Genomic DNA, 24,237 nt, shown 5'->3' on the forward strand with positions numbered 1-24,237 from the left:
AAAAAAGCCGCTCTCATCGTAAGAGCGGCTTTTTTATTTCTGTTATTGAGCTTTTCTCTGATCTTCTGAATGTCTTATATTCGCCTTTAAGCGTCGAATATCCACTTTCGTTAAAATCGAGACAATTAAAGCAATGACGAATAAACCAGCAAAATAAATTAAACTACTCTCATAGCTGCCTACTGTGTCTCTCATGAAGGCTGCGAATGTAGGGCCAACTAAACCAGCTGCTGCCCAGGCAGTCAAAATATAGCCGTGGATTGCTCCAAGTTCTTTCGTTCCAAACAAGTCGCCAATAAAGGCGGGAATAGTTGAAAATCCTCCACCATAACACGTATAAATAATCCCGAAGAAAATGACAAATAGTGTAACAGATGTGGTCATTGGTAACACGATGAACAACACAATCTGCAGAGCAAAGAAAATCAAGTAGGTCGTGGAACGTCCAATATAATCGGATGCTGTGGCCCATGCAATTCGTCCGCCGCCATTAAAAAGTCCCATAATTCCTACCAGAGAAGCGGCAGCTGCTGAAGTCATTCCTACTGTATTCTCAGCAATCGGTTTTGCAGCGGATATTACAGCGATTCCACAGGTGACATTAATAAACAGCATGATCCATAGATAATAGAAGCGCTTCTTCTTCAAGGCTTCCTTGGCTCCAATGAAGGCAAGATCCATCTTATCTACATCCTCTTCCTCGGAGTCATCATACCCCTCCGGCGTCCATCCTTCTGGCGGACGTGACATGTAGAGAGAAGATAGAATCATAATAACAAAATAGGAAGCTCCTAAAATATAAAACGTCATAGCAATTCCTACTGAGCCGATTAACCAGTTCATAACGGGACTGGCAATTGCGGCCGCAAAACCAAAGCCCATAATAGCCATGCCGGTCGCAAGTCCACGTCGGTCTGGGAACCATTTAACCAATGTAGAGACAGGTGCTATGTAGCCCACACCGAGCCCAATGCCTCCAAGTACTCCATAAAATAAATACAAAGCCCACAATGATCCGAGGTTAACAGCAAATCCTGAGCCGAATACTCCAATTCCAAAAAATATGGCAGCCGTAATACCAGCTACGCGTGGGCCATATTTTTCCACAAACCAGCCAAGAAAAGCAGCAGATAATCCTAAGAATAAGATAGCTAAACTAAATGTAAATTGTACTTGCGAAGAACTCCACCCAAATTCTTCTATTAAAGGATTTGTAAAGTTACTCCACGCGTACACAGAGCCAATGGATATATGTATCCCTACCGCACATAAAGCAATCAGCCATCGATTCTTCACCTTCTGTTTTGCCATAATTGTCCTCCATTCGAGATAAATATGAATCTATTACCTCTTTCCTTTCTTATGAAATTTAAAACATACTTTGGCATAGAAGGATATAATTTACATTTACTACAACCAGTAAAGGATCGGGAGAGTCAGGTACTCGTGAACCTCCATTTTTTCAGAGATAATTATAGGAAGAAACATAGCTCTTTTCTTCATCCAGCCCCAACGTTATTGATCTACATCAAACCAGAAGAAATCTGCGACCACCGCTAATACGATAATAAATAAAACAGCAACTACCTCCCCTGGTACGGACCCCTCTTTTCTGAAAAAGAATTTCTTTTCTAATATCAATTTTTCGAATACAAAACAAATTGGTTTTTAAAACTATGAAACTTAATACAGGAAAATCTATATTTCTGTTTCCTCAACTATAAGCAAAGCTTAAAACTAGGACATGTCTATTTTGAATAACATGATATATAGTGACAATAACGAAGGAGCGTGGCTATGCAAATTCATGTTGTTGATCAAGGAGAGTCGTTATGGAGAATTTCACAAAAATATGGATCTGATATGAATCAGATTGTTCTTCTCAATCAGCTGACCAACCCTGATAATCTCGTCATTGGTCAGAGCCTTGTGATTCCTGACCCGGTTCGTGAATATGTGGTGCAGCCAGGGGATAGTGTATATGCCATTGCTCAGCGCATCGGCGTATCAATCGAAGAGCTAGCCGAAATGAATAATATTACGAACCCTGCCCAGATTTATGCGGGCGAGATGCTGATCTTTCCATACTTTTCCCATGAGGTGAAACCAGGTGAAAATTTATGGAGCATTGCTTCTCGATACGGCACTACAGTTAATCAACTTGCGCAAGTGAATTCGATCGCAAATCCCGCTCTCATTTATCCTGGTCAGACCTTAAGAATCCCTGCGCGGCCTCGCCCTTTAATCGAAGTAAATGCTTACACAACAAAGCTCAATGTTTCCGGCAGCCAGGAAGTCCGGGCGCTGGGCCGAAACTTTACCTACCTGTCACTTTTTATGTACGCCATTCAGGCAGATGGAAGTATAACGGAACGAGATGAAGGGCCTGTGCTGGATGCTGCTGCTTCGACCGGAGCACTCCCGCTCCTCGTCCTCACTAACTTTTCGGGTGGATCCTTTGATTCCGATCTGGCCGCAACCATTCTTAGAAGCCCCCAACTTCAGGATACACTAATCACCAATTTACTGGAGGTGATGGGCCAAAAAGGGTACAGAGGGGTGAACGTTGATTTTGAATACGTGTATCAAACAGATCGGGATAATTACAATGATTTCTTGCGCCGTTTAACTGACAGGTTGCGGCCCCAAGGTTTTCTCGTCTCCACTGCCCTTGCCCCTAAAATCAGCGCTGATCAACAGGGACTTCTCTACGAAGCTCATGATTATGAAACCCAGGCTAACATAGTTGATTTCATTGTTCTTATGACCTATGAGTGGGGATGGGCCGGTGGGCGACCGTGGGCGATTGCACCGATTAACAAAGTGAGAGAAGTGCTTGATTACGCCGTAACCGTTATTCCTAGAGATAAAATACTCATGGGGATGCCGCTCTATGGACGCGACTGGAAGATTCCCTGGGTGGAAGGAACGCTCGCCCGAACCGTAAGCCCGGTTGAAGCCGTGCAGCTGGCTGCAAACTATGGAGTAGCTATTCAGTATAATGAAGAATACCAATCTCCCTTCTTCCGCTATACCGATAACAGTGGCCAGGAACACGAAGTATGGTTTGAGGATGCGCGAAGTGTTCAAGCGAAATATGATACCATCAAAATTTACGGACTGAGGGGGGCGAGTTACTGGGTTCTTGGGAGTCCTTTTCCACAAAATTGGCCTGTGCTGCAAAGTAATTTTCGTGTGAAAAAGTTGTGATTAACAAAGAGAGAGGATCATTTATTTCGATCCCCTCTTCTTTATTTTATAAATCATTTCGTTCGGTTTCATCAATATCAATATCAGATATTTTCAAGCCATCCCCATTCACATGTACAGTATAATTTTTAATTCGATCATAATGAATCTGTTCATCCTTATGGTTTGTGAAAATAAATTCTTCGTTTGTTGTTATGATAAAAACAGCATCACTCTTTTCTTCTACTTCTATTATTTCATTATTCGTGAATTCATAGTTGTAACCCTTATCTTTCAAGTCCCCTATATATTCTGCAATATCTTCTTCAGCTTTACTGCCTTCTTCGAGATAAGGGGCCACTTGGTCATAATCACGGTCATTTAAAGCACTTTCATATGAATCTCTAAATCCCAATACATGTTCTTCAGCATCTACTGAAGTCCACATATTAGCATCCACAGACTCCACTTCTTCATATTCTGTCTCGGTTTCGTAAACTGGAATTTCTTTCTCCGTCTCTTCCTCTTCTTCAAACTCGAATACTAATGAACCCCACATGTCAGAATCCAGATTTATGGATTCTGTTTGAAGAGTCTTACCTTCTTCATCTTTCCACTCTGCATGTAGCACTACCTCTTCTTCTGGAAAAGGCCCTAGAGCCTGATATTCAGATAGTTTCTTCTTAGTGCTTTTTCCATTAATAAACAAAGTAGCATCAGAATGGTTGGTTTCAATTCTATACGTTTCTTCAGGGAATTGAGCAAGAACTTCCGTTTCTTTTGCATCATTAGGATATACAGACACAGTTTCCTGATAACTAAATTCACCGAAATCATTAGAAGAGGACCCCTCAATACCGTATTCCCCGGGATATGCTTTACCTAGTTCCACAACCTCTCCCGCTTCTTTCACTTTTGCGGTATGATCTCCCATGTTAACTGTAGTCTTGTCCATAGTTGCTGAAGCGACTACATTATTAGGTATAGCCTCAATCTCGTAGCTATGATATAAACCAGGTACAATCGTATTCCTTTTTACTACAAATAAATCATTTCCATTGTAATCTTTTACAGTCGAATCAAAAGGTTGAGAGTCTTCCGAATGAAATTCATCTGTTAATTGCATTCTCAGCGACTCCCAATCACTTTGATGAATAAATTCTAAGTATTGATCTTTATCTAATAAGGCTTCCTTATCCACTTCTACGTGGTTAAAAAACGCTTTGGCATTTCGATCTGTCAAAGCACGATCCATAGCCTGAACATTTTTGAGTGGATCAAGCGCAGATGATATGGCAATATGAGTACCAATTAAAAGAATGATCGCCGCCACTGAAACAGTTGCAATAATTTTTGTTTTTCGTGTCAGAGGTTTCCTGTGGACCTTTTGAGTTTCAGACTGTTTTTCTTTTGTACTAGCTCCTTCTTCATGTTGATTTTTTCCACAGGATGTACAAAAATGTTCACCTTTCTCAACGTGACTTCCACAATGAGTACAATAGTTCACAACTATTTCTCCTTTCCAGTATCACTCATCCTTCTTTTATGGTTCATTACTATTGTTGAAATTTAAAATAAACAGCCATTCAGCATTATGTAGTGTGGTGATTATAGTTTTTTAAAAGAAGTTGAGGAAGGATTCTATATCTCTCAAAGTGTTGACAGCCATTCCACGTACTATTAAATAAGAGATGATTAGTATAGACAGACTAGTGCCGGTACTCCAGTAAAAGATATTTTTTTCTGGCATTTTGGTAATCCCATGGTGATAAATAAATAGGGTAGGAACAATTAATAGTGCAAAGAAGGATGAAATGCTTAATGTAGTTACAGTAAATACTATAGCCCCACTTAAGCCAAATACAATTGCTAGCAGATTCACGCCCACAAAAGGTATTAAAACCCCGCCATATTGAGCTATTCCACTTCTTAAACTTAAAGGAAGATTCAATAATTTAGATACAATGAATAGAACAGCAAAACTAATCGCAATACCTATCAAGGAAACTACAAATATCCGGGAACTCACCGCAAAAAATGGTAGAGACTCACTTTCCATAAAAAATCCACTGGCTTGTTTGAAGAGGGTGTTCACTAAAAAGTAAATACTCAATGTAAATGTCACCATATAGAGAAACAAACTTATCACGCCTTGGACAACAGAAGCTTCAGTAGCTTGTAAAGCAGATACAGGACGCTTCAAAAAATCGAGCGAAGTCTGGCCATATTCTCCAGAAAACTGCTTAACCTTATCCATAGACAATGACGCATTTTCATTTACACCACTAACATGAGTAGCTGCAACCTCGGAATTAGAATTTCCTTCGGTACTTAAACTACTTCCGCACACTCCACAAAACTTACCTGAACTTTGTTCATTACCGCAATTTGTACATTTCATCTAATCATCCTTCACTGTTTGTAAATAAGAATAAGTACTAATTTTAATCTAAATAACCACACCTCCTTCCTAAGAAAATTCATCCATAAATCATGCATTCATATAAACATCCTCCCTACTAGTCTTAATTCTTACTTAAATAGGACTTATTAGAGATACATGTCCTCGAATACAAGTTACTCTAACCCATAGATCAACCATTTTCCATCTACACGTTCCAATTCTACAATTACTAAGTCGGGGTTTTGTTCATAAAGGGGTTCCGGATATATCTCTACCATTACATTTAATACGGCAATATTTTCAGATACATCACTTTCTATGTTCAATATCTCTATTGAGGCATTCTCAGGAATAAAACCATTGTTTGAAACAGGATGCAATGGAATAGAGGGATGTAGATACTGTTCAACCTCCAATAGTTCTCCAGCTTCAATAGCAGTAAAGAAATCCTCTACCGTCTTTTCGGGTGTTTCAATCAAAGACAAGAAACCAAAAACATCTGAATTCAATGAGGAAGAAGAATTGATAATCAACCATAATATTACGATACATGGGATAAGCCAAATAAAAGCAGGTTTACGGTTGGCGCGTGTAGAATCACTCTTCTCATCCATATGCCCCACATGCTTCCCACATTCGTGACAATAAATAGTTGGCTTTGAGAAGAGGGTTTTGCAGCTGGGACAATTCTGAGTTTGTCCACATTGACCACAGAAGGCTTTCATTACTTACGGGGTGAGAACAATTTATGCAAATCCGGGTCATTTTGCCCTCCTTTTTAATTACTTATTTTTTTAGGTACATTCGTAAATTCTTTTCAACAATTTCGACATTTGCCACAAATTACCTGCATAAATTTTTACAATTTTATAAGTTATTATTCCCCGTACAATTGATTGATTAAATATCCTTTTATTTCATAAAACAATCATAGTGAATACGTTTGGCTTTTCATTAAAAAAAGTGGACATAACCCGGCAGTATACCGTACTCATGTCCACTATCAACCCATAAATCTACTTATCTATTCAATTATGCTTCGATTCTGATCGAATACTTAGTAAAGTATGCACCAAGGAGTAAGAGGCCAATTGTAACTCCCCAACTGATAAGGCCTAGAAAATCAAACCAGTACGCCATAAGCTGGGTTACCGCGATCAGATAAAAACAAATAGGTGTTAAGGCACTTTTGAAATCCGTATAACCCAGCTTTTTTCTCTTTCTAATTGTAAAAATTACAGACCCAACCAGGGCTCCTACTACAACAATGGATACTACTACATGGACCATTTCGTCTCTCCTCTCGAAAACACATCAGAATCCACCTCCAGAGGGAGGACTAGGAGGACCGCCTCTAAAGGATTTCTCTTTTTCTATCGCCCGATCCACTTCTTTTTCTTTTTCCGTTTTTTCTCCCTTTTGCATTCTATGAGTATCATATCGTTTCTTCTGTTTTCGTTTGTCGAGATAAATCATCATGGCTACAAACAGAACTAAAAATAGCCCCCATAGAATATTAGCAAACAAGTAATCTCCTCCTGAAACTTTTGATTCAGCTTGCTCTTTTTGCAGAAATCGCTTTAAGAAAATATAAAACCCTACCACATCGTCAGTATCAATGGTCTACACATTTTCCAGATAAATGGTCATGAATGGATCGTCTGTCCGTTAAAAAAGCAACCATAGCTGCACTAATCACGCTGTTGATCCCAAGAGTTAAGTAGGTTAAGACCAGCTTTCCTATGATTTCGCGTATAAACGTGTCAAGCAATGTAAGACGCTTGCCGTTAACTTTAACCACATGAATCCTAAAGATTCATTTACCGATCATATAACCGCTCCATATCACAGGGAGAACGGTCAAGTAGAAACCATACCCTATATCCTAGGAAAACCCTTATGTAAATTCTAGAGAAAAATTATCGTTTACTATAGTAAATATGAAAGCGAAGGGGGGTACTTACAATTAAAAGTCGAGCATAAAGGAGATCCCACGAACTTTAAATCCATCCCTTTCTAAACCAGAATTCATCTGATCAGGCCCCTCCATACTTATCTACCTTAACACCACTATTTTAACATAATTATCCATCTATTTCGATTCGCTTATGATTCTATTTTTTCTGCGAGTGGCTATTTCTTCCTTTTTCGACTTCCCTTATAATAGAAGAATATCTTCTATTAAAAAGGAGTTCTTCCACATGCAGAAGCAAGCCTTGTACAACCTTAAAGGAGTCTGGCTCTTAATGCGCTCTATTGCCGTTGTCTCCTCCAGTGTCGCTACCATTGTTTCTACTGTTCTTCCTTTGTATTTATATTTCACCTTCTCTACAAATCAGTTGATGATTTTATTCCTTCTATTAATCTTTGGCGCATTCCTCATCCACGGCATTCTTACGCATATCCTGAACGATTATGTAGACGATCTCTCCGGCACCGATACATACAGCCCTGCTATATTATCGGGCGGAAGCCGCGTTATTCAATCTGGCTTTATATCATCAGCCAACCTCTGGAAAATTGGAAAAGGGCTGCTTCTGCTTTTAGGTCTAACTATCATTTTGCTGTTTATTTCCGGGTATCCAAAACTCGGGATTTTACTCGCAGTAGGAGTATGGGGAGCTGTGTCCTATTCGCTGCCACCTCTTCAATTCAGCTACCGCCCATTTTTAGGTGAATGGCTATCGACCTTCCCGTCCGTTCTCTTCCTCGGTCTCGCCGGTGCGTGGCTCACACTTGATTCTCTGCCTGAATGGGTCATGCAGAATGCTGTCATTAATGCTCTTTTTTGCATTGCCTGGGTAATGGTTCACCATATTCCTGACCGGGAGGCCGATAAAAAAGCAACACCTATGAAGCAGACGAGTGTCGTATGGGCCGCTGATCGCTTCGGCATCGCTTACGCTCGTCTCCCAGCATTAATGTATTTCACTTTTACAGTTCTATGTGCTTTTTGGCTAGGTGCAGATCGAGGGGTGGCCGCTCTCGGCGTAGTAGCGATGGCTGGCGCTTCTATCTATTTAATTTTTAAAATGAGTATGCATGATTATGAACAGGTTTCGGCCTACGAAAAGATCATTCTTATTTTAGCCATGGTCAATGCCGTATGGCTCGGAATATTTATTTAACTCACATTAGTAAAAAAGCACTTCGAATGGTTCGAAGTGCTTGCCCGGATTTGTTGTATTATCATCTTGTATTGGTCGTGAAATATAGAAGACACGTCATCGATGACACCATTTCAAACTATGCTAAAGATAAATTCTTGTCGTTGAGTGAAAGCTACAATATTTCACTGGTCGAATGGAATCACGACATTGATCATATTCATATTTTATTCAAAGCTCATCCCAACACCGAATTATCAAAATTTATTAACGCTTATAAAAGTGCAAGCTCCAGACTTATCAAAAAAGAGTTTCCTTCCGTTCGGGAGGAATTATGGAAGGAAATGTTTTGGTCAAGAAGCTTTTGCTTAGTAACCACGGGTGGTTCGTCCATTGAAGTAGTAAAAAAATATATTGAAAACCAAGAGAAGAAATGAAGTGATTTGATATGGCCAAACAAAACAAAGCCTATACGTTTCGTTTGTATCCAACGGATGAGCAAGCATTGCTTCTCCACAAAACCTTCGGTTGTGTTCGTTTCGTGTATAACAAAATGTTAGCCGAACGCATAGAAACATACGAAACTCACAAAAAAGATAAAGAGGAACTAAAAAAGGTCAAACATCCAACGCCTGCTAAATATAAGAAGGAATTTGATTGGTTGAAAGAAGTAGATAGTCTCGCTTTGGCAAACGCTCAACTGAGCTTGGATAAGGCATATAAATCCTTTTTCGAAGGAAAAAACAAATTTCCAAAATTCAAAAGTAAGCGACATAAACAAAGCTACACAACCAACGCCGTGAACGGAAACATTCAACTATTAGATGGCCATATCAAATTACCAAAGCTCAAAAAGGTAAAAATGAAGCAACATCGAGATATTCCTTCGGAATATACCATAAAGTCTTGTACGTTATCTGTGACGGGTTCAGGAAAATACTTTTGTTCCATTCTTACAGAATACGAGAAAGAGATAAAACCTAAAAAAGCCGAACAAGTCGTTGGGTTGGATTTTGCGATGAAAGGGTTGTTTGTCGATAGTGAGGGTAAGAAAGCCAATTACCCAAATTTCTATCGTCAAATACTTGTGAAATTAGCAAAAGAACAACGGAGATTGTCTCGCAAAAAGAAAGGCTCTTCCAATTGGAATAAGCAACGCATACGAGTGGCTAAAATCCAGGAGAAAGCGGCCAATCAACGTAAGAACTTCCTTCATCACAAATCAAAAGAGTTGGTGACAAACTATGATGCCGTTATCATCGAAGACCTGGATATGAAAGGGATGTCACAAGCCTTGAAGTTTGGTAAAAGTGTTGCTGATAATGGGTGGGGAATGTTCAAATCTTTCTTAAAATACAAACTGAACGAACAAGGGAAGCATTTGATCAAGATTGATAAATGGTACCCATCTACACAAACTTGTTCGCATTGTGGAAATACACAGCCAATGCCTATGAATATTCGGACATACACTTGTTCGTGCGGGCTGAATCTCGATAGAGATTACAATTCGGCTCTCAACATTAAAAAAGAAGGGATTCGGCTATTAGCACTACTCTAATGAATATAAACTCTTGGAACAAGAGGGTTAGCTTGGTCTATTTCGTCAGCTAACAAAAGTGGCGATTACCCAAGAAGCCCCCCTTCAAGCGACCCGTAAGGGTGGTAAGTGGCGGGTAGTTCACATGAAACAGCGAATGAAGTAATGCCCGTTATAATGAATATCAAAATAGCGAAGAAAAATAATTGCACCATCATGTCTCCAATATTAAAACTACCACTTGAAGCTGTAAGTAAAATCATAAATAAGCCCCCTTAAAAATGGAAATCACATCACAACGATTTGAAGAAATTCGATGTTTAGTTTCTTATTGCCTTCTTCATATTTTTTAAATTTTTCTACGAATTAATTCATTTGTTCCCGATGCTTTGTAATTCCATTAAGTCTTCTATGACCAAATCAGCTTCAGAAAGTTCTTCTTTACGGGCAAAATCAAAACGGCACCCAATAGCCTTCAGCCCATTTTCTTTAGCGGCACGGAAATCGGAGAGCCGGTCTCCAACGACAATTCCCTGGCTAATCTCATATTTTTTCATAATATGCTGGACTAAATCTGCTTTATCGAGCGTCTTGATCTCTTGAATACTGAATGTTTCCGTCACCCATTGATCTAATTGGTAATAGTTCACGATGGCGTTTAAATAATCGGTTAGTCCATTACTTGCTATGTAAATCTCGTATTGATTTTCTTTTAAGTATTGGAAAACTTCCTCTACATGAGGATATAGAGCCCCTTGTCCATCTTTAATGTTTTTCACCAAACGCTCCAGAAAATAAGCATTAGCCTCTTCCCTTACTTCTTCTGAATGATTAGGTAAGAGGGTAGACCACACTTTCGGAAGTGGTACCCCCATAATCTCTCGATAGTGATCTATCGGAGTGGCGTCATTCCATTTATTTTGTAACCTTAACTGATTAAACGTATCTTCCAAAGATAACGCTAAAATTTTGTCGGTTTGAAACAGAGTTCCATCCATATCAAAAATTAGGGACTGTGTCATGAACTTTTCTCCTTTACGGTTTCTCTTTTATGGCTGATTACTTACTAATGAAGCATTTATTCAAAGGACTAGACTATATACCATTAGCGATTCCTATTGGTACAATTAATTCCGGTTCCAGTTTTTTCAATATTGGATAAGGGTATGGGGTAAAAAACTCTATTCCAAATAGGAGAGCTTGAATGAGAACAAATATTATTCTAAAAATCCTGAGATTACTAGGTGCAGCAGCCTTGCTAACGGGCTTCTTTCTACAGATGCAGCGATCATACGATATCGTCATAAACATCATGCTTCTTGGATTTGTATGCTGCATCATTACAACGATTGCTACTGAAAATAGTCTATAACAATGCATTATACTTATTTATCGGTCAGCTACTCATTCAAAATCTGAATGTTTTTCACATCGTATTCATGAGGCGTCCACGCTTCTGTTGATGTATGATCAATCAACACAGCTTCCACTTGCTGGCCAACCTTAAATTTGTCCCCATCCTTAACTATGATCTCATTGTGCCCAATAGATACCATATCCCCTTCGATTCTAGTAATCTCACCGCTTAATCGAATCTCTTCTGAATGATTTGAGCATGCCGAGAGCATAAAGCACATACATAGGAGAATGAGAGTGCTTCTCAAATTTGCACCTCCAGAAAAATGATTCACCTTTCTTTTGAACAGTTTTAATAATCGTAACATAGAAGTTTATCAGGAGTGAGGCCGTCATTTAATATAGTACAAGACTCGTTCTAAACGAACGAGTCTTGTACTTATCTGTCGTAATTTGGATCAAGTTGATCTGTAATGAGCATGTGACCTGGTGCATGGGTTATCATAATCGGAGGCTTCGCTTGAAGTGCTGCATTTTGAGGAGTGACCCCGCAAGCCCAGAACACAGGTGTAGAAGAAGCAGGATCAAAATCAACAGGATCTCCATAATCAGGATTCTGAAGATTAGGAATGCCAATGTCCTCCGGATGTCCGGCGTGAACCGGACTTCCATGAGCCTGTCCAAATCGCTCGGAGATTTCCAAAGCTTCATCCATTAGATTATTGGGAATCGCTCTCATGCTGACCACCATTTTTCCTTCAAACAAACCAGCTTTCTCTAACGGGATATTCGTCTTATACATAGGAACAACTTTCTCTTGTTCCTGATGAAGCATTGGAATGCCGCCCTCAACCAGGGCTGTTTCGAAAGTGAAGCTGCATCCAATCAGGAAGGTTACGAAATCGTCCTGCCACACATCCGTTAAGTTCAGCACTTCTTCTGAAAATTCACCATTGCGGTAAATACGATAACGAGGCAGATCCGTTCGTACGTCCGCATCGGCCATTGCCGGAACGGTCTGACCGGCTTCAAGTACCTCAACTAATGGGCAGGGCTTTGGATTTCGAATACAAAAGAGTAGAAAATCAAAAGCATATTCTTTCGGCAGGGTTACTAAATTAGTTTGAACGTATTTTTCACATAATCCAGACGTTGTCCCTGTCCATTCTTCGTTACGAAAACGAAATCTCTCATCTCCCGGCTTCATGAACAGCACCTCATTTTTATAGTTAAAAATAGCATCTTAAGAACTTTCTTCTAAGTGATCCATTGTTCTTCTGCTTTTTCCTTTTAATTAAACGGAATAAACCACACCTTCATATGGTTCCAGAACTCCTCGGTTCTTTTGTTCCTGATCATTCGATACAACTACTGAGCCTGCCTGAATGGTCTGGATTAACTCCTCGGCTACTCCTGCCTGCTGGTCAGAGAAGTTGCATAGTACGACAAGAGTTTCATTCCCATTCGTTCGTTTATAAGCAAATACCACCGGATCTTCTCTCATCAACAGTTCAAAATTTCCATCCGTAATGATATCTTTCTCTTTTCTCAGCTGGATCAGCCGTTGGTAGAAATAAAAGATCGAGTTTTTATCTTGAAGCGCGGCTTCAGCATTGATTTCTGGATACGCAGGATTAACCTGAAGCCACGGTGTTCCACTGGTAAAACCGGCGTGCTCCTGACTGTTCCATTGCATCGGCGTCCGCGCATTATCTCGACCTTTAACATAAATGGCTTCCATTAGCTCCTCATGTGACCAGCCTTCCGCTTTCTTTTCTTCATACATATTAAGCAGTTCAATATCCTGGTAATCCTCCAGGTTTTCAAAACGGGCGTTGGTCATACCAAGTTCTTCTCCCTGGTAAATATACGGTGTTCCCTGCATCATGTGAAGGCAGATGGCAAGCATTTTAGCCGATTTCTCCCGGTAGGACTCGTCATTTCCAAATCGGGAGACGATCCGCGGCTGATCGTGATTATTCCAGTACAAACTGTTCCAGCCCGTCCCGTGCAGCTTTGTCTGCCATTTTTCAAAGTTTTCCTTGAGTTCTATTAGATTAAGTGGTTTTAAATTCCACTTATCTCCTTCGGAATCCAAGTCCATATGTTCGAAGGTAAAGATCATATTCAATTCTTCATTCTCAGGGTCAGTGTACTGCCTGGCATCCTCCGGTGAAGCTCCAGGCATCTCCCCAACAGTCATGACGTCGTAGTGAGACAGAACTTCATTGTTCATTTCCTGTAAAAATTCATGAATTCTTGGGCCATTCATGAAATAAGGGCTTCCATCGCCATCCAGTCCTTCCGGATAAGAAGGATCTTTCGAGATGAAATTGATAACGTCCATACGGAATCCGTCCATGCCTTTATCCAACCAGAACTTCATCATGTCATAAACCTCTTTACGGAGTTGGGGATTCTCCCAATTTAAGTCGGGCTGCTTTTTAGCAAAAATATGAAGGTAGTACTGCCCAGTCTGTTCATCATACTGCCAGGCCGGGCCGCCAAAGACGGAATTCCAATTCGTAGGGGGATCCCCGTTTTCTTTGCCATCCTTCCATATGTAGTAATCACGGTACGGATTGTCTGTGCTTTTAGAAGATTCCACAAACCAGGGATGCTCATCGGAGGTGTGGTTGACTACCAGATCCATTACAAGCTTCATTCCCCGCTGATGTACTTCATCGAGTAGTTGCTCCAAATCTTCCATCGATCCAAACAGATCATCTACCTGCCGGTAATTGCGTATATCATAGCCGTTATCTTCCTGTGGAGAATCATAGACCGGAGACAGCCAAATTACATCAATACCAAGCTCCTTCAAATAATCGAGTTTCTCTATGATTCCGGGGATATCTCCAATTCCGTCCCCGTTCGTATCATTAAAGCTTTTCGGATAAATTTGATAGACGACGCTTTTCTTCCACCATTCGTGCGTTTGGTTTGTCATATATCTTCACCTGCTTTTCCATAATTTAATAACCTTTTCCCTAACACTACCTATCTGAAAACAACCTCATTCTAACACACCTCAATCCATAATCTTCCACCTCAGGCCATCCAGAAAATGGATGACCTGAGGTGGAAGGTTTTGGATTATTTAATTAAATTTCATTTTTACCTTTTAAATGTGCTGGAGTTTGATAGGATATTAGTAGGCTGGCTTTGAAAGGGAGTTGTTGAGAATGGACATGAAATTTACACAAGAACAGTTTCAGTTACTAATGGAAATGGCTTACATAACCAATCGTACAGTAGGAACTAAAAAGCAAGATCACTTGAGCGATTATGAAGATTTGACGCAATATATTCTCTCTTACGCCAAAGATTTTGAACTTGAAAATCTGGTAAGTTATGATGAAGAATCTAAGAAATACGTACCGACTGAGGATTTTAAAATTCAATTAAATAGAAAAACCAGGACACCTGAAGAAGAAGTTTTTCTTGACCAGCTTGCAAGTAGACTAGGGTCCAGGGATGCACTTGAGGAAGCTGATCGAGAAGATAAATTAGATAAAGTGATTGAGCAAAAAATCCATTACCATAGTGAATACTTAAAAGAATTTAAGACTTTTAAAACTGACAGATTGTATGTGGTAACGAGTGAAGATGTAGATATGGACTAAAAAAAGGAAGAGCTGCAATTTTTGCAGCTCTTCCTTTTTTTCAGGCTCTTAATCCCAGCTTTATACTAACGACTTCAGATCCAAATTTTCAAGAAACTCCCACCTCAGGTCATCCATTTTATGGATGACCTGAGGTGGGAGTTTCTTCCTTTATCTTTTTTTAATCTATTGTGGTTTCATTCTTCTGTTCCGCACCATTCCATCAAGGTTAATGCCATAATTTCTGCTGCTTCAAATACTTTGTCCATCTCAATATACTCATTTGGGTAATGAGCCATTTCCGTTACTCCAGGACCAAAGACTAAAGAAGGCGTTTTTCCCGCTTCCGTTAACAATCCGCCGTCCGTTCCCCATGGGGAGGCCTCAATAACAGGATCAGCGCCCAGTACGTTCCGATACCCAGCTACGAGGGTGTTCATGAACGGGTGCTCTTGATCCATCGCTCCTGGAAGCCAGCGTGCGCCAAACCACTCCAACGTGGTCGGATGTTCTTCAAACCAGGGATCTTTATCTTTCAGTTGCTTCAGCCAGTTTTCCATTTCTGCTTTAGCATTTTCGATCGTTTCTTCTGGAGAAATCCCCATACGTCCTTCTATTTTCACGAGATCGGCCACGGAAGATGGCCAGTCTCCTCCTTCAATTTTCCCTACATTGATCGGAATGGGGATCGGGATGTTTTGGTACAGTGGATCGTTGATCTGATCATTTCGCTGTTTTTCTAACTGACGAATATGATCGATAACCATCATACTTTTTTCAATTGCGCTAACCCCTTGATAGCGCGTCCCTCCATGAGCCGATCGGCCTTTTACATAAATACGAAACCACATGGAGCCTTGCTGCTTGGGAAAAATCTTCATGTTGGTTGGCTCAGGGATAAGAGCCGCCTCGGCTTTATATCCTTTCATTACGGCTGCAAGGGTTCCTGTTCCTCCACTCTCCTCTTCGATAACGCTTTGAAAAATAACGTCTCCCTTAAGTCTGATGCCAAGATTCTTTAATACCTTCAAAGCAAGGAGCATGGAGACATTGCCGCCTTTCATATCCGTAACCCCGCGGCCATACATCCGTCCGTCGATCACCTTACCGCTATAAGGATCATGCTCCCACTGGGTGCGGTCCCCGGCAGGAACCACATCAATATGGCCATTAAAGATAATAGACCGGCCCTCGCCTGTTCCTTGTTGGACCCCTACAACGTTCGGGCTTCCTTTAAAGTTCTCTCTTGAAGAAGCAAAATAAGGATGCTTCCTAACCTCTTCTTCATCCGGATCCCAACGATCGATGGTCATTCCCAGTTCCTTTAACGTTTCGATCACGACAGCTTGTGCTTCGGCTTCATTCCCCTGGGTGCTGTCCGCTTGAACCAGACGCTGAAGAAGTTTCGTGCCTTCTTCTCTATAGCCCTGAAGCCATTCGTGAATATTATCCTTGTTGAGTTCCACTATCCATTCTCCTTTCTCATCACGATAATGTAGTTACTTGATCAGACAGCATTAACTCAGCAGCCGTATGCTTCATTACATCGTCAGCTGTATAAGGAGCCATCACTTCTTTTAACAAAAGTCCTTTCTCCGTGACCTCTATGACAGCCCGGTCGGTGATGATGATGTCCACACATGCTTTAGCTGTTAAAGGGAGCTGGCACTCGGGTACAATTTTTGGTTCTCCATGCTTGTTTACATGGCTCATCAGTACAATGACCTTCTTAGCCTTTTGAGCAAGCTCCATGGCTCCGCCTATCCCCGGCACCCGTTTTCCCGGCACAATCCAGTTAGCCAGATCCCCCTTTTCGCTGACTTCCAGGCCTCCCAAAATAGTAATATCCAGATTTCCTGATCGAATAATGCCAAAGGCAGTCGCGCTGTCAAAATAAGAAGCACCCGGGACGATACTTACCGGAAAACCAGCTGCATTGCAGAGCATTGGATTTTCCTCACCCTCTTCGGGAGATTCTCCCATGCCAAGTACTCCGTTCTCCGCTTGGAACATAACCTGCATATCTGTCGGAATATGATTGGAAACGAGGGAAGGGATACCGATTCCCAAGTTAACGATCATGCCGGGGTCTATTTCCTTAGCCGCCCGCCTGGCCATCCGGTTGCGCAGATCTACTCCCATGCCCATGTCCAGTTCACCCCTTTACTTTGAATAATCATATCAACGAAAATCCCGGGTGTTACCACGCATTCAGGATCTAATTCACCCGCTGGCACAATTTCTTCGACTTCGACAATCGTGTAGTCCCCTGCCATAGCAACAAGAGGGCTCGTATTTCTGGCACTTGTATCGTACACAAGGTTGCCAAAAGTGTCTGCTTTTTTTGCATAGACAATGGAAACTTCAGCTCTGAGTGGTGTTTCCAGAATGCACGTTTTTCCATCGACCGTTACCTTTTGTTTCCCCTCTTCCACCATACTTCCAAGTCCTACATCCACTAAAATCCCTTTCAAACCTACTCCGCCCGCTCGAATTCGCTCAGCGAGTGTACCCTGCGGAGAGAATTCTACCTCTAACTTTCCATCCGTCATCAATTGACCCGCCACAGGATTGGAGCCGATGTGTGAGGCAATGATCTTTTTCGCAAGCCCCCGGCTGACGATACGTCCGATGCCGATATCAGGAAAAGCAGCGTCATTTCCAATCAGTGTCAGATCCTTGATTCCCTTTTCTAAAATGGCATCAATTAGTGTTGGCGGGTTTCCGATCCCTCCAAAGCCTCCGAACATTAGCGTGCTTCCGTCGTGAATATAGGACAGAGCTTCATGTATAGTTCCTACTTTATTTACAGGCTTTTGTTTACTTTTTTGCATCTTCATTCCTCCTATCCAGTCGAATCCATGTATCCCTTCAGCATCAAATCTCGTTGAACTTCGTGAATAGAATCTTGAAGCAGCTTGACTAACGTATCCATTTCCTGCTTATTGATCGTTAATGGAGGAGAGACAATAATGGCATCTCCGTCGCCTCCTTCAATCCCCGCTGAAGCCGGGTAAATCAACAGTCCCTTATCACGAGCTTTTTCAACCAAAAGCCGGGTCAAGTTCAGCTGTTTAGGGAATGGTGTCTTCGTAAACAAATGAGATACAAATTCAATTCCTATCAGCAGCCCTTTCCCGCGAACGTCTCCAACTATCGGAGTTGTAAGTGCCATATTTCTCAGCTGGTTTACTAAATACTCACCGTTTTTAGCGGAACGATCGACCAGCTGGTGTTTTTCGATAAAGGTGAGAACGGCTAGAGCCACTGCCGAAGATTGAGGATTGGCACTATAGGTGTGACCTCCGATAATCGCTTTTGACCCTTTACGAATTGGTTCCAATATCCGGTCATGAATAAGAGCGGCGGCGATTGGTGCATAGCCTGCACTCATTCCTTTTCCAAGTGTAAGAATATCCGGCTTAACTCCATAATGCTCCATTGCGAACATTTTTCCTGTCCGTCCTATGCCTGTCATCACTTCATCAGCAATAAATAATACCTGATGATGATCGCAAATTTCTTTAATCCGTTTGTAGTACTCAGCAGAAGGAACAATGACTCCTCCAGCAGCCCCTATAATGGGTTCCGCTATGAACGCAGCTACCTGTTCAGCACCAGTCCGGCGAATGGCTGCGTCCAGTTCATCCGCACATTTCATTTCATAATCGCTGCAAGACTCCTGAGCGGGCCGCCGGTAGCAGTAAGGCGGCGAAATACCTGGATAATCTTCTAACATGGGGGCAAAACGTTTCCTTCGTTCTGTATGGCCTGACATGGAAAGAGCCCCCATGGTGATCCCGTGGTAACTGGTCCAGCGTGAAATGATTTTATGCTTCCGGTACATCCCTTGCTCCTGCCAATACTGCACAGCAATCTTTAAGGCCGTTTCATTTGCCTCTGACCCGCTATTTACAAAAAAGGAATAATAGGGATCGTCTGCCTCAAAAGCAAGATCATTTAATTTCTCCGCCAGCTTCTCGGCTGGTTGGGAAGTGAACTGAGAACGGTAAACAAAGGAAATTTTCCTTGCCTGTTCCGTCACAGCCTCCACAATTTCAGGAACGGCATGACCGATACTTGCGGTAACGGCTCCAGAGGATCCATCTAAATATTTGTTACCATGTTCGTCATATATGAAGACCCCCTCCCCATAAGCAGCTACCGGATAAACATCATCAAATGACGGTTTAATCAACCATGAATCGTTCATTTTCTGCCTCCTTCCTATTACCACAAATTATTACATCCACTTTTTTGTAAAAGATTCCTATTACATATAGTTTATGTTAATTTACCGATCATTTATATTCGTCTTTATCATGTAATTCACACCTTTTTTATTGTACGCTTTGTATAATAAATAAAAGGAATATCTAACCTTAGAAAAGATGAATGAATGGATCTTTATACAGAGTGGTGAAAGAAGGGGGATATGAACGTGAGTATTACAGTTTACGAAGCTTTACGGCTTCCGGGTCTCTCATCTGCGAGGCTCATCGCAGGACAAGGTGGCACTCACAACTTGATTAAATGGGTGACGACCGTTGAGGTTATTGAAGATATTAGCCGTCTTCAGGAAGGAGAGTTCTTAGTTACAACTGGATATGGATTGGACCAGCATAGTGAACATTTTCAAAAACTATTGGCCATGAAGAAACTATCCGGCGCAGCCATCTACACCGGTTTTTATCTGAAACAGATTCCTCAGGTATTTAAGGATATAGCGAACCAGAATGATTTGCCTTTAATCGAACTTCCTACCGCTCTCAACTTCTCCAGCATTACCAAAAGTATCTTAGAACAGATTCTCAATAAACAGATGGAATTAATCTCGTCTTCTCTGGATTTTCATAAACAATTAACCCAGCTCGTGGTTAAAAATGAAGGAAAACCAAGCATTTCTGATCGCCTTTCTCTCTTAACCGGCACCTCTCTATTTATCATGGATGAGTCAGGGGATCTTTCCTATTCTGTGCAGAAGCATGAATCCATCAGCATCGATGAAACAGAACTCATAGTGCATCAGGATTCTTTACCTTACAAAGACTTATCAGAAAAGTGCCAGTTAGAAAGGAAGCCCCTGGAAATGGAGCTGAATAGATTCAAGGTCCTCTTCTATCCTATTTCAGCTAATGAAAAAAACTACGGCTGCCTGATTGCGATTAAAGAACTCGATGAATGGAGCGAGCTTCATATAAGTACACTCGAGCATGCCGCTGCCGTATTTGCCATTGAATACCTGAAAGAAGAGGCCGTCTTACAAACCCAGAACCGTCTCCGGGGAGAGTTTCTCGAGCAGCTGATCAACAAGAATTTTCAAACTTCGTCGATGGCGTTGGAACGGGGAAAGAAACTGGGATTTGACCTCTCTCTAAGTCAGGCCATCCTCTACGTAAAACTGGAAAACATTCAAGACAGTCGTCACTTTAAGAAAAGCATGGATCTTCTAAACGATCTGGCTCGTACGGAATTGGAAAAGCTCGGCCGCCAGTTTGTAATTAGAGAACGGCTCGAAGGATTAATGATTCTTTTTGAAGTGAAAGAGGGAAGAAATACAAACTGGAAACAGGACAGCCTTAAGACAGCCGGGATCCTGCATCGTTTATGGAAACAAAGATTCCCGCGAGTTCAAGTCACGGTCGGGGTAGGGAGAACATATGCAGAGGTCAGCCGGCTGAATCAGAGTGCGGTAGAAGCTGAATATGCCGCCGACCTCCATACCCTCCTATTTATGGAGAAAAAAATTATCCATTATGACGACCTGGCTGCCTTTCACTTACTGCTACAAATGAAAGAAGCCGGACTAAGCCTCAAGCAATTCTACGAGGAGCAAATGGGAAGCTTATTAAATAAGAGTAAGCAGGGCATTGACCTTATTTATACGCTCGAAGCTTTCTTTAAGCATAACCACCATATTCAGGCGACGGCATCAGAGCTGTTCATCCACCGCCACACCTTGAAATATCGCTTAAATCTTATTGAAAAGCGAAGCGGTTATCATCTGGATTCAGCCGATGACCGGTTAAAGCTTCAGCTGGCGATGGCAGCATATAAGCTGGAGCAGTACTATCAGTAATAATGATAATATAAGCGGCTGCTTCAATAAGGGCTGGGTTCCCATAAAACGGAACCCAGCCCTCTCCTGAAGATATTGTTTATACACTATTGCTCAATCTGATCCACAGCAATAGCGGGAACAGTAATCTCTCCACCCATGGTCGATTCATAGGTTAAGAGACCAAGCGAAACTCCCATAATTGTAATTTTGTCATCTTCTAATATGCGTGAATTAATAATAGCAGAATCATAAGAAACAAAGATGACTTGATCATAATCATCATCAACAGCAATCCTTAATTGTGTTTCTTCTCCTTCTGCTTCAATCACTTGAATAACTCTCCCTGAAAGCTTAACCTTTTCCCCTTCATAATCATCAGGTGTGCGGGCTAATTGTTCAAACGTGGTACCTGTCTCGTATCCTTTCTTAGCTTCTTCCTCCGCCTCTTTCCTTGCTTTCTCTTCTTCAGCTTCCTGCTTCGCTTTTTCTTCTGCGGCTTTCTTTTCAGCTGCTGCTTCTTCAGCTTCTTGCTTTTTCTTCTCTTCAGCTAACTTCTGTTCTTTCTCTTTTTCACTTAGTTTAAACCATGGCTCTGCTTCTGCTAATTTAGCTTCAAGTTCTGAGATAGTTTGATCTTTTTGCTCGACCTCTTCTTCTAGTGAGGCAACTTTATTATTAAGACTTTCACTTTCGGCCGTATTTCCAGAAGCTATTCCAATCATAATAAAAAATACAATAGCACTGCTGCTGATCCACAACCAGACTTTTTTCTTGTTCTTTTTTGTTTCCAACATTCATCCTCCTAAGACTAAAGACTTAACGATTCTATAGTATTATCGGCTAAGATCCGAGGAATTCCATGCATTTAAACACTTATCTTTAATAAAATGATCAGTTAAATCTGAGTGTAAACTCGGTTAAAAACAATTGGAACCACGATGATAAAGGGAGGAGGTTGTTCGGAAATATAAAAAATCTATCATAGTTTATAAAAAAGCAAATAAAAAAAGACTGCCTCCGAAGAGACAGCCTTTGCCACATTACATTAACTTTTCACTTTCTCATTAGACTCTACAAGCTCCGTAATTAATTCCATCACATCGTCTTTCAAGTCCTCACGCTCCAGTGCAATTTCAATGGTCGTTTTGATAAAGCCAAGCTTTTCACCCACATCGTAGCGAGCACCCTCAAAGTCATAAGCAAACACGCGTTGAATCGTATTCAGGTGCTGAATGGCATCCGTTAATTGAACTTCGTCGCCGGCGCCTTTCTCCTGCTTATCCAGATACATCATAATCTCCGGTGTAAGAACGTAGCGACCCATGATCGCAAGGTTAGATGGAGCCTGCCCTTTAGGCGGCTTCTCAACAAAATTTTTCACGCCGTACAAACGGCCATTCTTATTTTCAGGATCAATAATCCCATAACGGTGCGTCTGATCCTCTTCTACCTGCTGTACTCCAATAACAGAAGAGCGCGTTTCTTCGTATTGATCCATCAGCTGCTTCAGTCCCGGTTCTTCCGAGCGGATGATATCATCACCAAGAAGGACAGCGAACGGTTCATCTCCAATAAACTTACGGGCACACCAGACCGCATGTCCAAGGCCTTTAGGCTCTTTTTGACGAATGTAGTGAATATCAACATTGGAGGTTTCGTTCACCTTATCAAGCATTTCAAACTTCTCTTTGCTCATTAAGTTGTCTTCCAGCTCGAAGTTTTTATCGAAATGGTCTTCAATCGCACGCTTCCCTTTACCTGTCACAATAATAATATCCTCAATGCCGGATTTAATTGCTTCTTCCACTATGTATTGAATAGTTGGTTTATCTACAATTGGCAGCATTTCTTTTGGCATGGCTTTTGTTGCAGGGAGGAACCTTGTCCCCAGCCCTGCTGCCGGGATAATCGCTTTTTTTATTTTCCCCATTCCATTCATTCCACCTTTAGCATGAATTTTGTCTAACTTTAGTATAATTTAAAAGGTAGATTATAACAAACTGAATTTTTTATGGTAAAAAAGAATCAAAATACAATCGTTTTATTTTCATGTACAATGACCCGGTCTTCGATATCCCACTTAACCGCTCGGGTTAGCACACTTCGCTCAATTAAGCGCCCTTTTTTCTTTAAATCCCGCACGCCGTTCCGGTGATCGACCCGAATCACATCCTGTTCTATAATCGGACCTTCATCCAGATCATCGGTGACATAATGAGAAGTGGCTCCGATCAGCTTAACGCCGCGCTCATAAGCACGCTTGTGCGGGCTTGCTCCGATAAACGCCGGCAGGAACGAGTGGTGAATATTGATAATCTTGGATGGATGCGCCGCCACGAAATCCGGCGTCAAAATTTGCATATAACGAGCGAGAACAATCACGTCCACCTCATACTCTTCCAAAAGTTTCAGCTGCTGAGCTTCGACTTCTTTTCGTATATCTTTATTTGCTGGAATATAGTAAAACGGAATCCCAAATGACTCCACAATTTCCCTTCCCGTTTCGTGGTTACTGATCACAAGAGCAATGTCAGTCATCAAATCGCCGCTCTCCCATTGGTAAAGAAGCTCCCTAAGACAATGAACTTCTTTAGAAGCAAAAATCGCTGTTTTCTTTAAGTTGGATAGAAAAGTAAGCTTCCACTTCATTGAAAATTTCTCGCCAATATCGTTGAAAGCTTCCCTGATTTCCGATTCCTTTTCTTTCATGCCAGGGGCTTCAAATACGATCCGCAGGAAAAAAGTACCCTCGCTCGGGTCTGTCGTATATTGACTGGATTCCACAATATTCGCTCCCTGCTCGAACAAAAATGTAGATATGGCTGAAACGATGCCCGGCTGGTCGCTGCAGCTGACCAATAGCCGTGCTTTGTTTTGATTATTAGTTAAGTATTGCTGTATTTGTTCGTTGTTGTATGAAGACATAGACTACCTCACCTTTTATTCATTGTTTCCTTCATTATAGAGGAGGGTGA

The 24,237-nt window shown here is 41.4% G+C and carries 26 protein-coding genes; 7 read left to right on the forward strand and 19 right to left on the reverse strand.

Going from position 1 to position 24,237, the window contains the following annotated elements; all coding sequences use genetic code 11:
• Nucleotides 1-42: 42 nt before the first annotated feature.
• Complete coding sequence (locus HBHAL_RS15415) at nt 43-1,311, reverse strand: L-lactate MFS transporter (RefSeq protein WP_014644385.1); 1,269 nt, start codon at nt 1,309-1,311, stop codon at nt 43-45.
• A gap of 486 nt (nt 1,312-1,797) precedes the next feature.
• Between HBHAL_RS15415 and HBHAL_RS15420 the strand changes: the two genes are divergently transcribed.
• Complete coding sequence (locus HBHAL_RS15420; protein WP_014644388.1) at nt 1,798-3,210, forward strand: LysM peptidoglycan-binding domain-containing protein; 1,413 nt, start codon at nt 1,798-1,800, stop codon at nt 3,208-3,210.
• Nucleotides 3,211-3,256: 46 nt separating this feature from the next.
• Here the strand turns inward: HBHAL_RS15420 and HBHAL_RS15425 are convergent, their stop codons facing one another.
• The 6 genes from HBHAL_RS15425 to HBHAL_RS20950 form a co-directional block, all read right to left on the reverse strand.
• On the reverse strand, nt 3,257-4,696 hold the full coding sequence (locus HBHAL_RS15425) for a TcaA NTF2-like domain-containing protein (RefSeq protein WP_014644389.1): 1,440 nt from the start codon (nt 4,694-4,696) through the stop codon (nt 3,257-3,259).
• A gap of 111 nt (nt 4,697-4,807) precedes the next feature.
• Complete coding sequence (locus tag HBHAL_RS15430) at nt 4,808-5,590, reverse strand: zinc ribbon domain-containing protein (protein ID WP_014644390.1); 783 nt, start codon at nt 5,588-5,590, stop codon at nt 4,808-4,810.
• A gap of 176 nt (nt 5,591-5,766) precedes the next feature.
• Nucleotides 5,767-6,207: a hypothetical protein gene (locus tag HBHAL_RS15435; protein WP_041601403.1), complete on the reverse strand. Its 441-nt coding sequence runs from the start codon at nt 6,205-6,207 to the stop codon at nt 5,767-5,769.
• A gap of 418 nt (nt 6,208-6,625) precedes the next feature.
• Nucleotides 6,626-6,883, reverse strand: coding sequence for a hypothetical protein (locus tag HBHAL_RS15440; protein WP_041601404.1), 258 nt, complete (start codon nt 6,881-6,883; stop codon nt 6,626-6,628).
• Between the two features lie 24 nt (nt 6,884-6,907).
• Entirely contained in the window at nt 6,908-7,198 is a 291-nt protein-coding gene (locus HBHAL_RS15445; protein ID WP_231853953.1) for a hypothetical protein, read from the reverse strand.
• 10 nt (nt 7,199-7,208) lie between these two features.
• Nucleotides 7,209-7,409, reverse strand: a complete 201-nt coding sequence (locus HBHAL_RS20950) for an RDD family protein (RefSeq protein WP_087946099.1) — start codon at nt 7,407-7,409, stop codon at nt 7,209-7,211.
• Between the two features lie 385 nt (nt 7,410-7,794).
• On the opposite strand from HBHAL_RS20950, the gene HBHAL_RS15450 reads away from it, so the two are divergent.
• Genes HBHAL_RS15450 through HBHAL_RS15460 form a run of 3 tightly spaced genes read left to right on the forward strand, consistent with a single transcriptional unit; the run spans nt 7,795 to nt 10,261 of the window.
• On the forward strand, nt 7,795-8,721 hold the full coding sequence (locus HBHAL_RS15450; RefSeq protein WP_014644394.1) for a prenyltransferase: 927 nt from the start codon (nt 7,795-7,797) through the stop codon (nt 8,719-8,721).
• Between the two features lie 26 nt (nt 8,722-8,747).
• The gene (tnpA, locus tag HBHAL_RS15455; RefSeq protein ID WP_014644395.1) at nt 8,748-9,137 is read left to right on the forward strand and encodes an IS200/IS605 family transposase; all 390 of its coding nucleotides are present in this window, start codon (nt 8,748-8,750) and stop codon (nt 9,135-9,137) included.
• Nucleotides 9,138-9,148: 11 nt separating this feature from the next.
• Nucleotides 9,149-10,261, forward strand: a complete 1,113-nt coding sequence (locus HBHAL_RS15460) for an RNA-guided endonuclease TnpB family protein (RefSeq protein ID WP_014644396.1) — start codon at nt 9,149-9,151, stop codon at nt 10,259-10,261.
• A gap of 65 nt (nt 10,262-10,326) precedes the next feature.
• Here HBHAL_RS15460 and HBHAL_RS21525 read toward each other — a convergent pair whose 3' ends face one another.
• Both HBHAL_RS21525 and HBHAL_RS15465 read right to left on the reverse strand, forming a co-directional pair.
• Entirely contained in the window at nt 10,327-10,503 is a 177-nt protein-coding gene (locus HBHAL_RS21525) for a hypothetical protein (RefSeq protein ID WP_014644397.1), read from the reverse strand.
• A gap of 108 nt (nt 10,504-10,611) precedes the next feature.
• Nucleotides 10,612-11,262, reverse strand: a complete 651-nt coding sequence (locus HBHAL_RS15465) for an NIF family HAD-type phosphatase (RefSeq protein ID WP_014644398.1) — start codon at nt 11,260-11,262, stop codon at nt 10,612-10,614.
• Between the two features lie 182 nt (nt 11,263-11,444).
• Between HBHAL_RS15465 and HBHAL_RS21530 the strand changes: the two genes are divergently transcribed.
• Nucleotides 11,445-11,612 carry a hypothetical protein gene (locus HBHAL_RS21530; RefSeq protein ID WP_158512377.1) on the forward strand — a complete coding sequence of 56 codons (168 nt, stop codon included), beginning with the start codon at nt 11,445-11,447 and terminating at the stop codon, nt 11,610-11,612.
• A gap of 28 nt (nt 11,613-11,640) precedes the next feature.
• Here HBHAL_RS21530 and HBHAL_RS15470 read toward each other — a convergent pair whose 3' ends face one another.
• The 3 genes from HBHAL_RS15470 to HBHAL_RS15480 all read right to left on the reverse strand — a co-directional run bounded on the left by HBHAL_RS15470 (nt 11,641) and on the right by HBHAL_RS15480 (nt 14,546).
• Complete coding sequence (locus HBHAL_RS15470) at nt 11,641-11,868, reverse strand: hypothetical protein (protein WP_145956055.1); 228 nt, start codon at nt 11,866-11,868, stop codon at nt 11,641-11,643.
• Between the two features lie 167 nt (nt 11,869-12,035).
• Nucleotides 12,036-12,803 (reverse strand): putative hydro-lyase, encoded by a 768-nt coding sequence (locus HBHAL_RS15475; RefSeq protein WP_014644401.1) that lies wholly within the window; start codon nt 12,801-12,803, stop codon nt 12,036-12,038.
• Between the two features lie 87 nt (nt 12,804-12,890).
• A complete protein-coding gene (locus HBHAL_RS15480; protein WP_014644402.1) occupies nt 12,891-14,546 on the reverse strand; it encodes a glycoside hydrolase family 13 protein in 1,656 nt (551 codons plus the stop codon).
• A gap of 235 nt (nt 14,547-14,781) precedes the next feature.
• On the opposite strand from HBHAL_RS15480, the gene HBHAL_RS15485 reads away from it, so the two are divergent.
• Nucleotides 14,782-15,222 (forward strand): hypothetical protein, encoded by a 441-nt coding sequence (locus HBHAL_RS15485; protein WP_014644404.1) that lies wholly within the window; start codon nt 14,782-14,784, stop codon nt 15,220-15,222.
• Between the two features lie 176 nt (nt 15,223-15,398).
• Here the strand turns inward: HBHAL_RS15485 and HBHAL_RS15490 are convergent, their stop codons facing one another.
• From HBHAL_RS15490 to HBHAL_RS15505, 4 genes are read right to left on the reverse strand one after another with little or no spacing between them, the layout of a single operon-like run.
• Nucleotides 15,399-16,667, reverse strand: coding sequence for a peptidase (locus tag HBHAL_RS15490; protein WP_014644405.1), 1,269 nt, complete (start codon nt 16,665-16,667; stop codon nt 15,399-15,401).
• Nucleotides 16,668-16,686: 19 nt separating this feature from the next.
• Nucleotides 16,687-17,349 (reverse strand): 3-oxoacid CoA-transferase subunit B, encoded by a 663-nt coding sequence (locus HBHAL_RS15495; protein ID WP_014644406.1) that lies wholly within the window; start codon nt 17,347-17,349, stop codon nt 16,687-16,689.
• Complete coding sequence (locus HBHAL_RS15500; RefSeq protein WP_014644407.1) at nt 17,334-18,035, reverse strand: CoA transferase subunit A; 702 nt, start codon at nt 18,033-18,035, stop codon at nt 17,334-17,336. The genes HBHAL_RS15495 and HBHAL_RS15500 overlap by 16 nt, the downstream gene beginning before the upstream one ends.
• Nucleotides 18,036-18,046: 11 nt before the next feature.
• The gene (locus tag HBHAL_RS15505) at nt 18,047-19,414 is read right to left on the reverse strand and encodes an aspartate aminotransferase family protein (protein ID WP_014644408.1); all 1,368 of its coding nucleotides are present in this window, start codon (nt 19,412-19,414) and stop codon (nt 18,047-18,049) included.
• Between the two features lie 228 nt (nt 19,415-19,642).
• Here HBHAL_RS15505 and HBHAL_RS15510 point away from each other — a divergent pair, with 228 nt between their 5' ends.
• Nucleotides 19,643-21,280 carry a PucR family transcriptional regulator gene (locus HBHAL_RS15510; RefSeq protein ID WP_041601405.1) on the forward strand — a complete coding sequence of 546 codons (1,638 nt, stop codon included), beginning with the start codon at nt 19,643-19,645 and terminating at the stop codon, nt 21,278-21,280.
• Nucleotides 21,281-21,366: 86 nt separating this feature from the next.
• Here HBHAL_RS15510 and HBHAL_RS21535 read toward each other — a convergent pair whose 3' ends face one another.
• The 3 genes from HBHAL_RS21535 to purU form a co-directional block, all read right to left on the reverse strand.
• Nucleotides 21,367-22,056 (reverse strand): hypothetical protein, encoded by a 690-nt coding sequence (locus HBHAL_RS21535; protein ID WP_014644410.1) that lies wholly within the window; start codon nt 22,054-22,056, stop codon nt 21,367-21,369.
• 251 nt (nt 22,057-22,307) lie between these two features.
• Nucleotides 22,308-23,192 (reverse strand): UTP--glucose-1-phosphate uridylyltransferase GalU, encoded by an 885-nt coding sequence (galU, locus tag HBHAL_RS15520; RefSeq protein ID WP_014644411.1) that lies wholly within the window; start codon nt 23,190-23,192, stop codon nt 22,308-22,310.
• Between the two features lie 95 nt (nt 23,193-23,287).
• A complete protein-coding gene (gene purU / locus HBHAL_RS15525) occupies nt 23,288-24,187 on the reverse strand; it encodes a formyltetrahydrofolate deformylase (protein WP_014644412.1) in 900 nt (299 codons plus the stop codon).
• Nucleotides 24,188-24,237 lie beyond the last annotated feature (50 nt).

The organism is Halobacillus halophilus DSM 2266 (assembly GCF_000284515.1).
In the GTDB taxonomy this organism is placed as follows: Bacteria; Bacillota; Bacilli; order Bacillales; family Halobacillaceae; genus Halobacillus; species Halobacillus halophilus.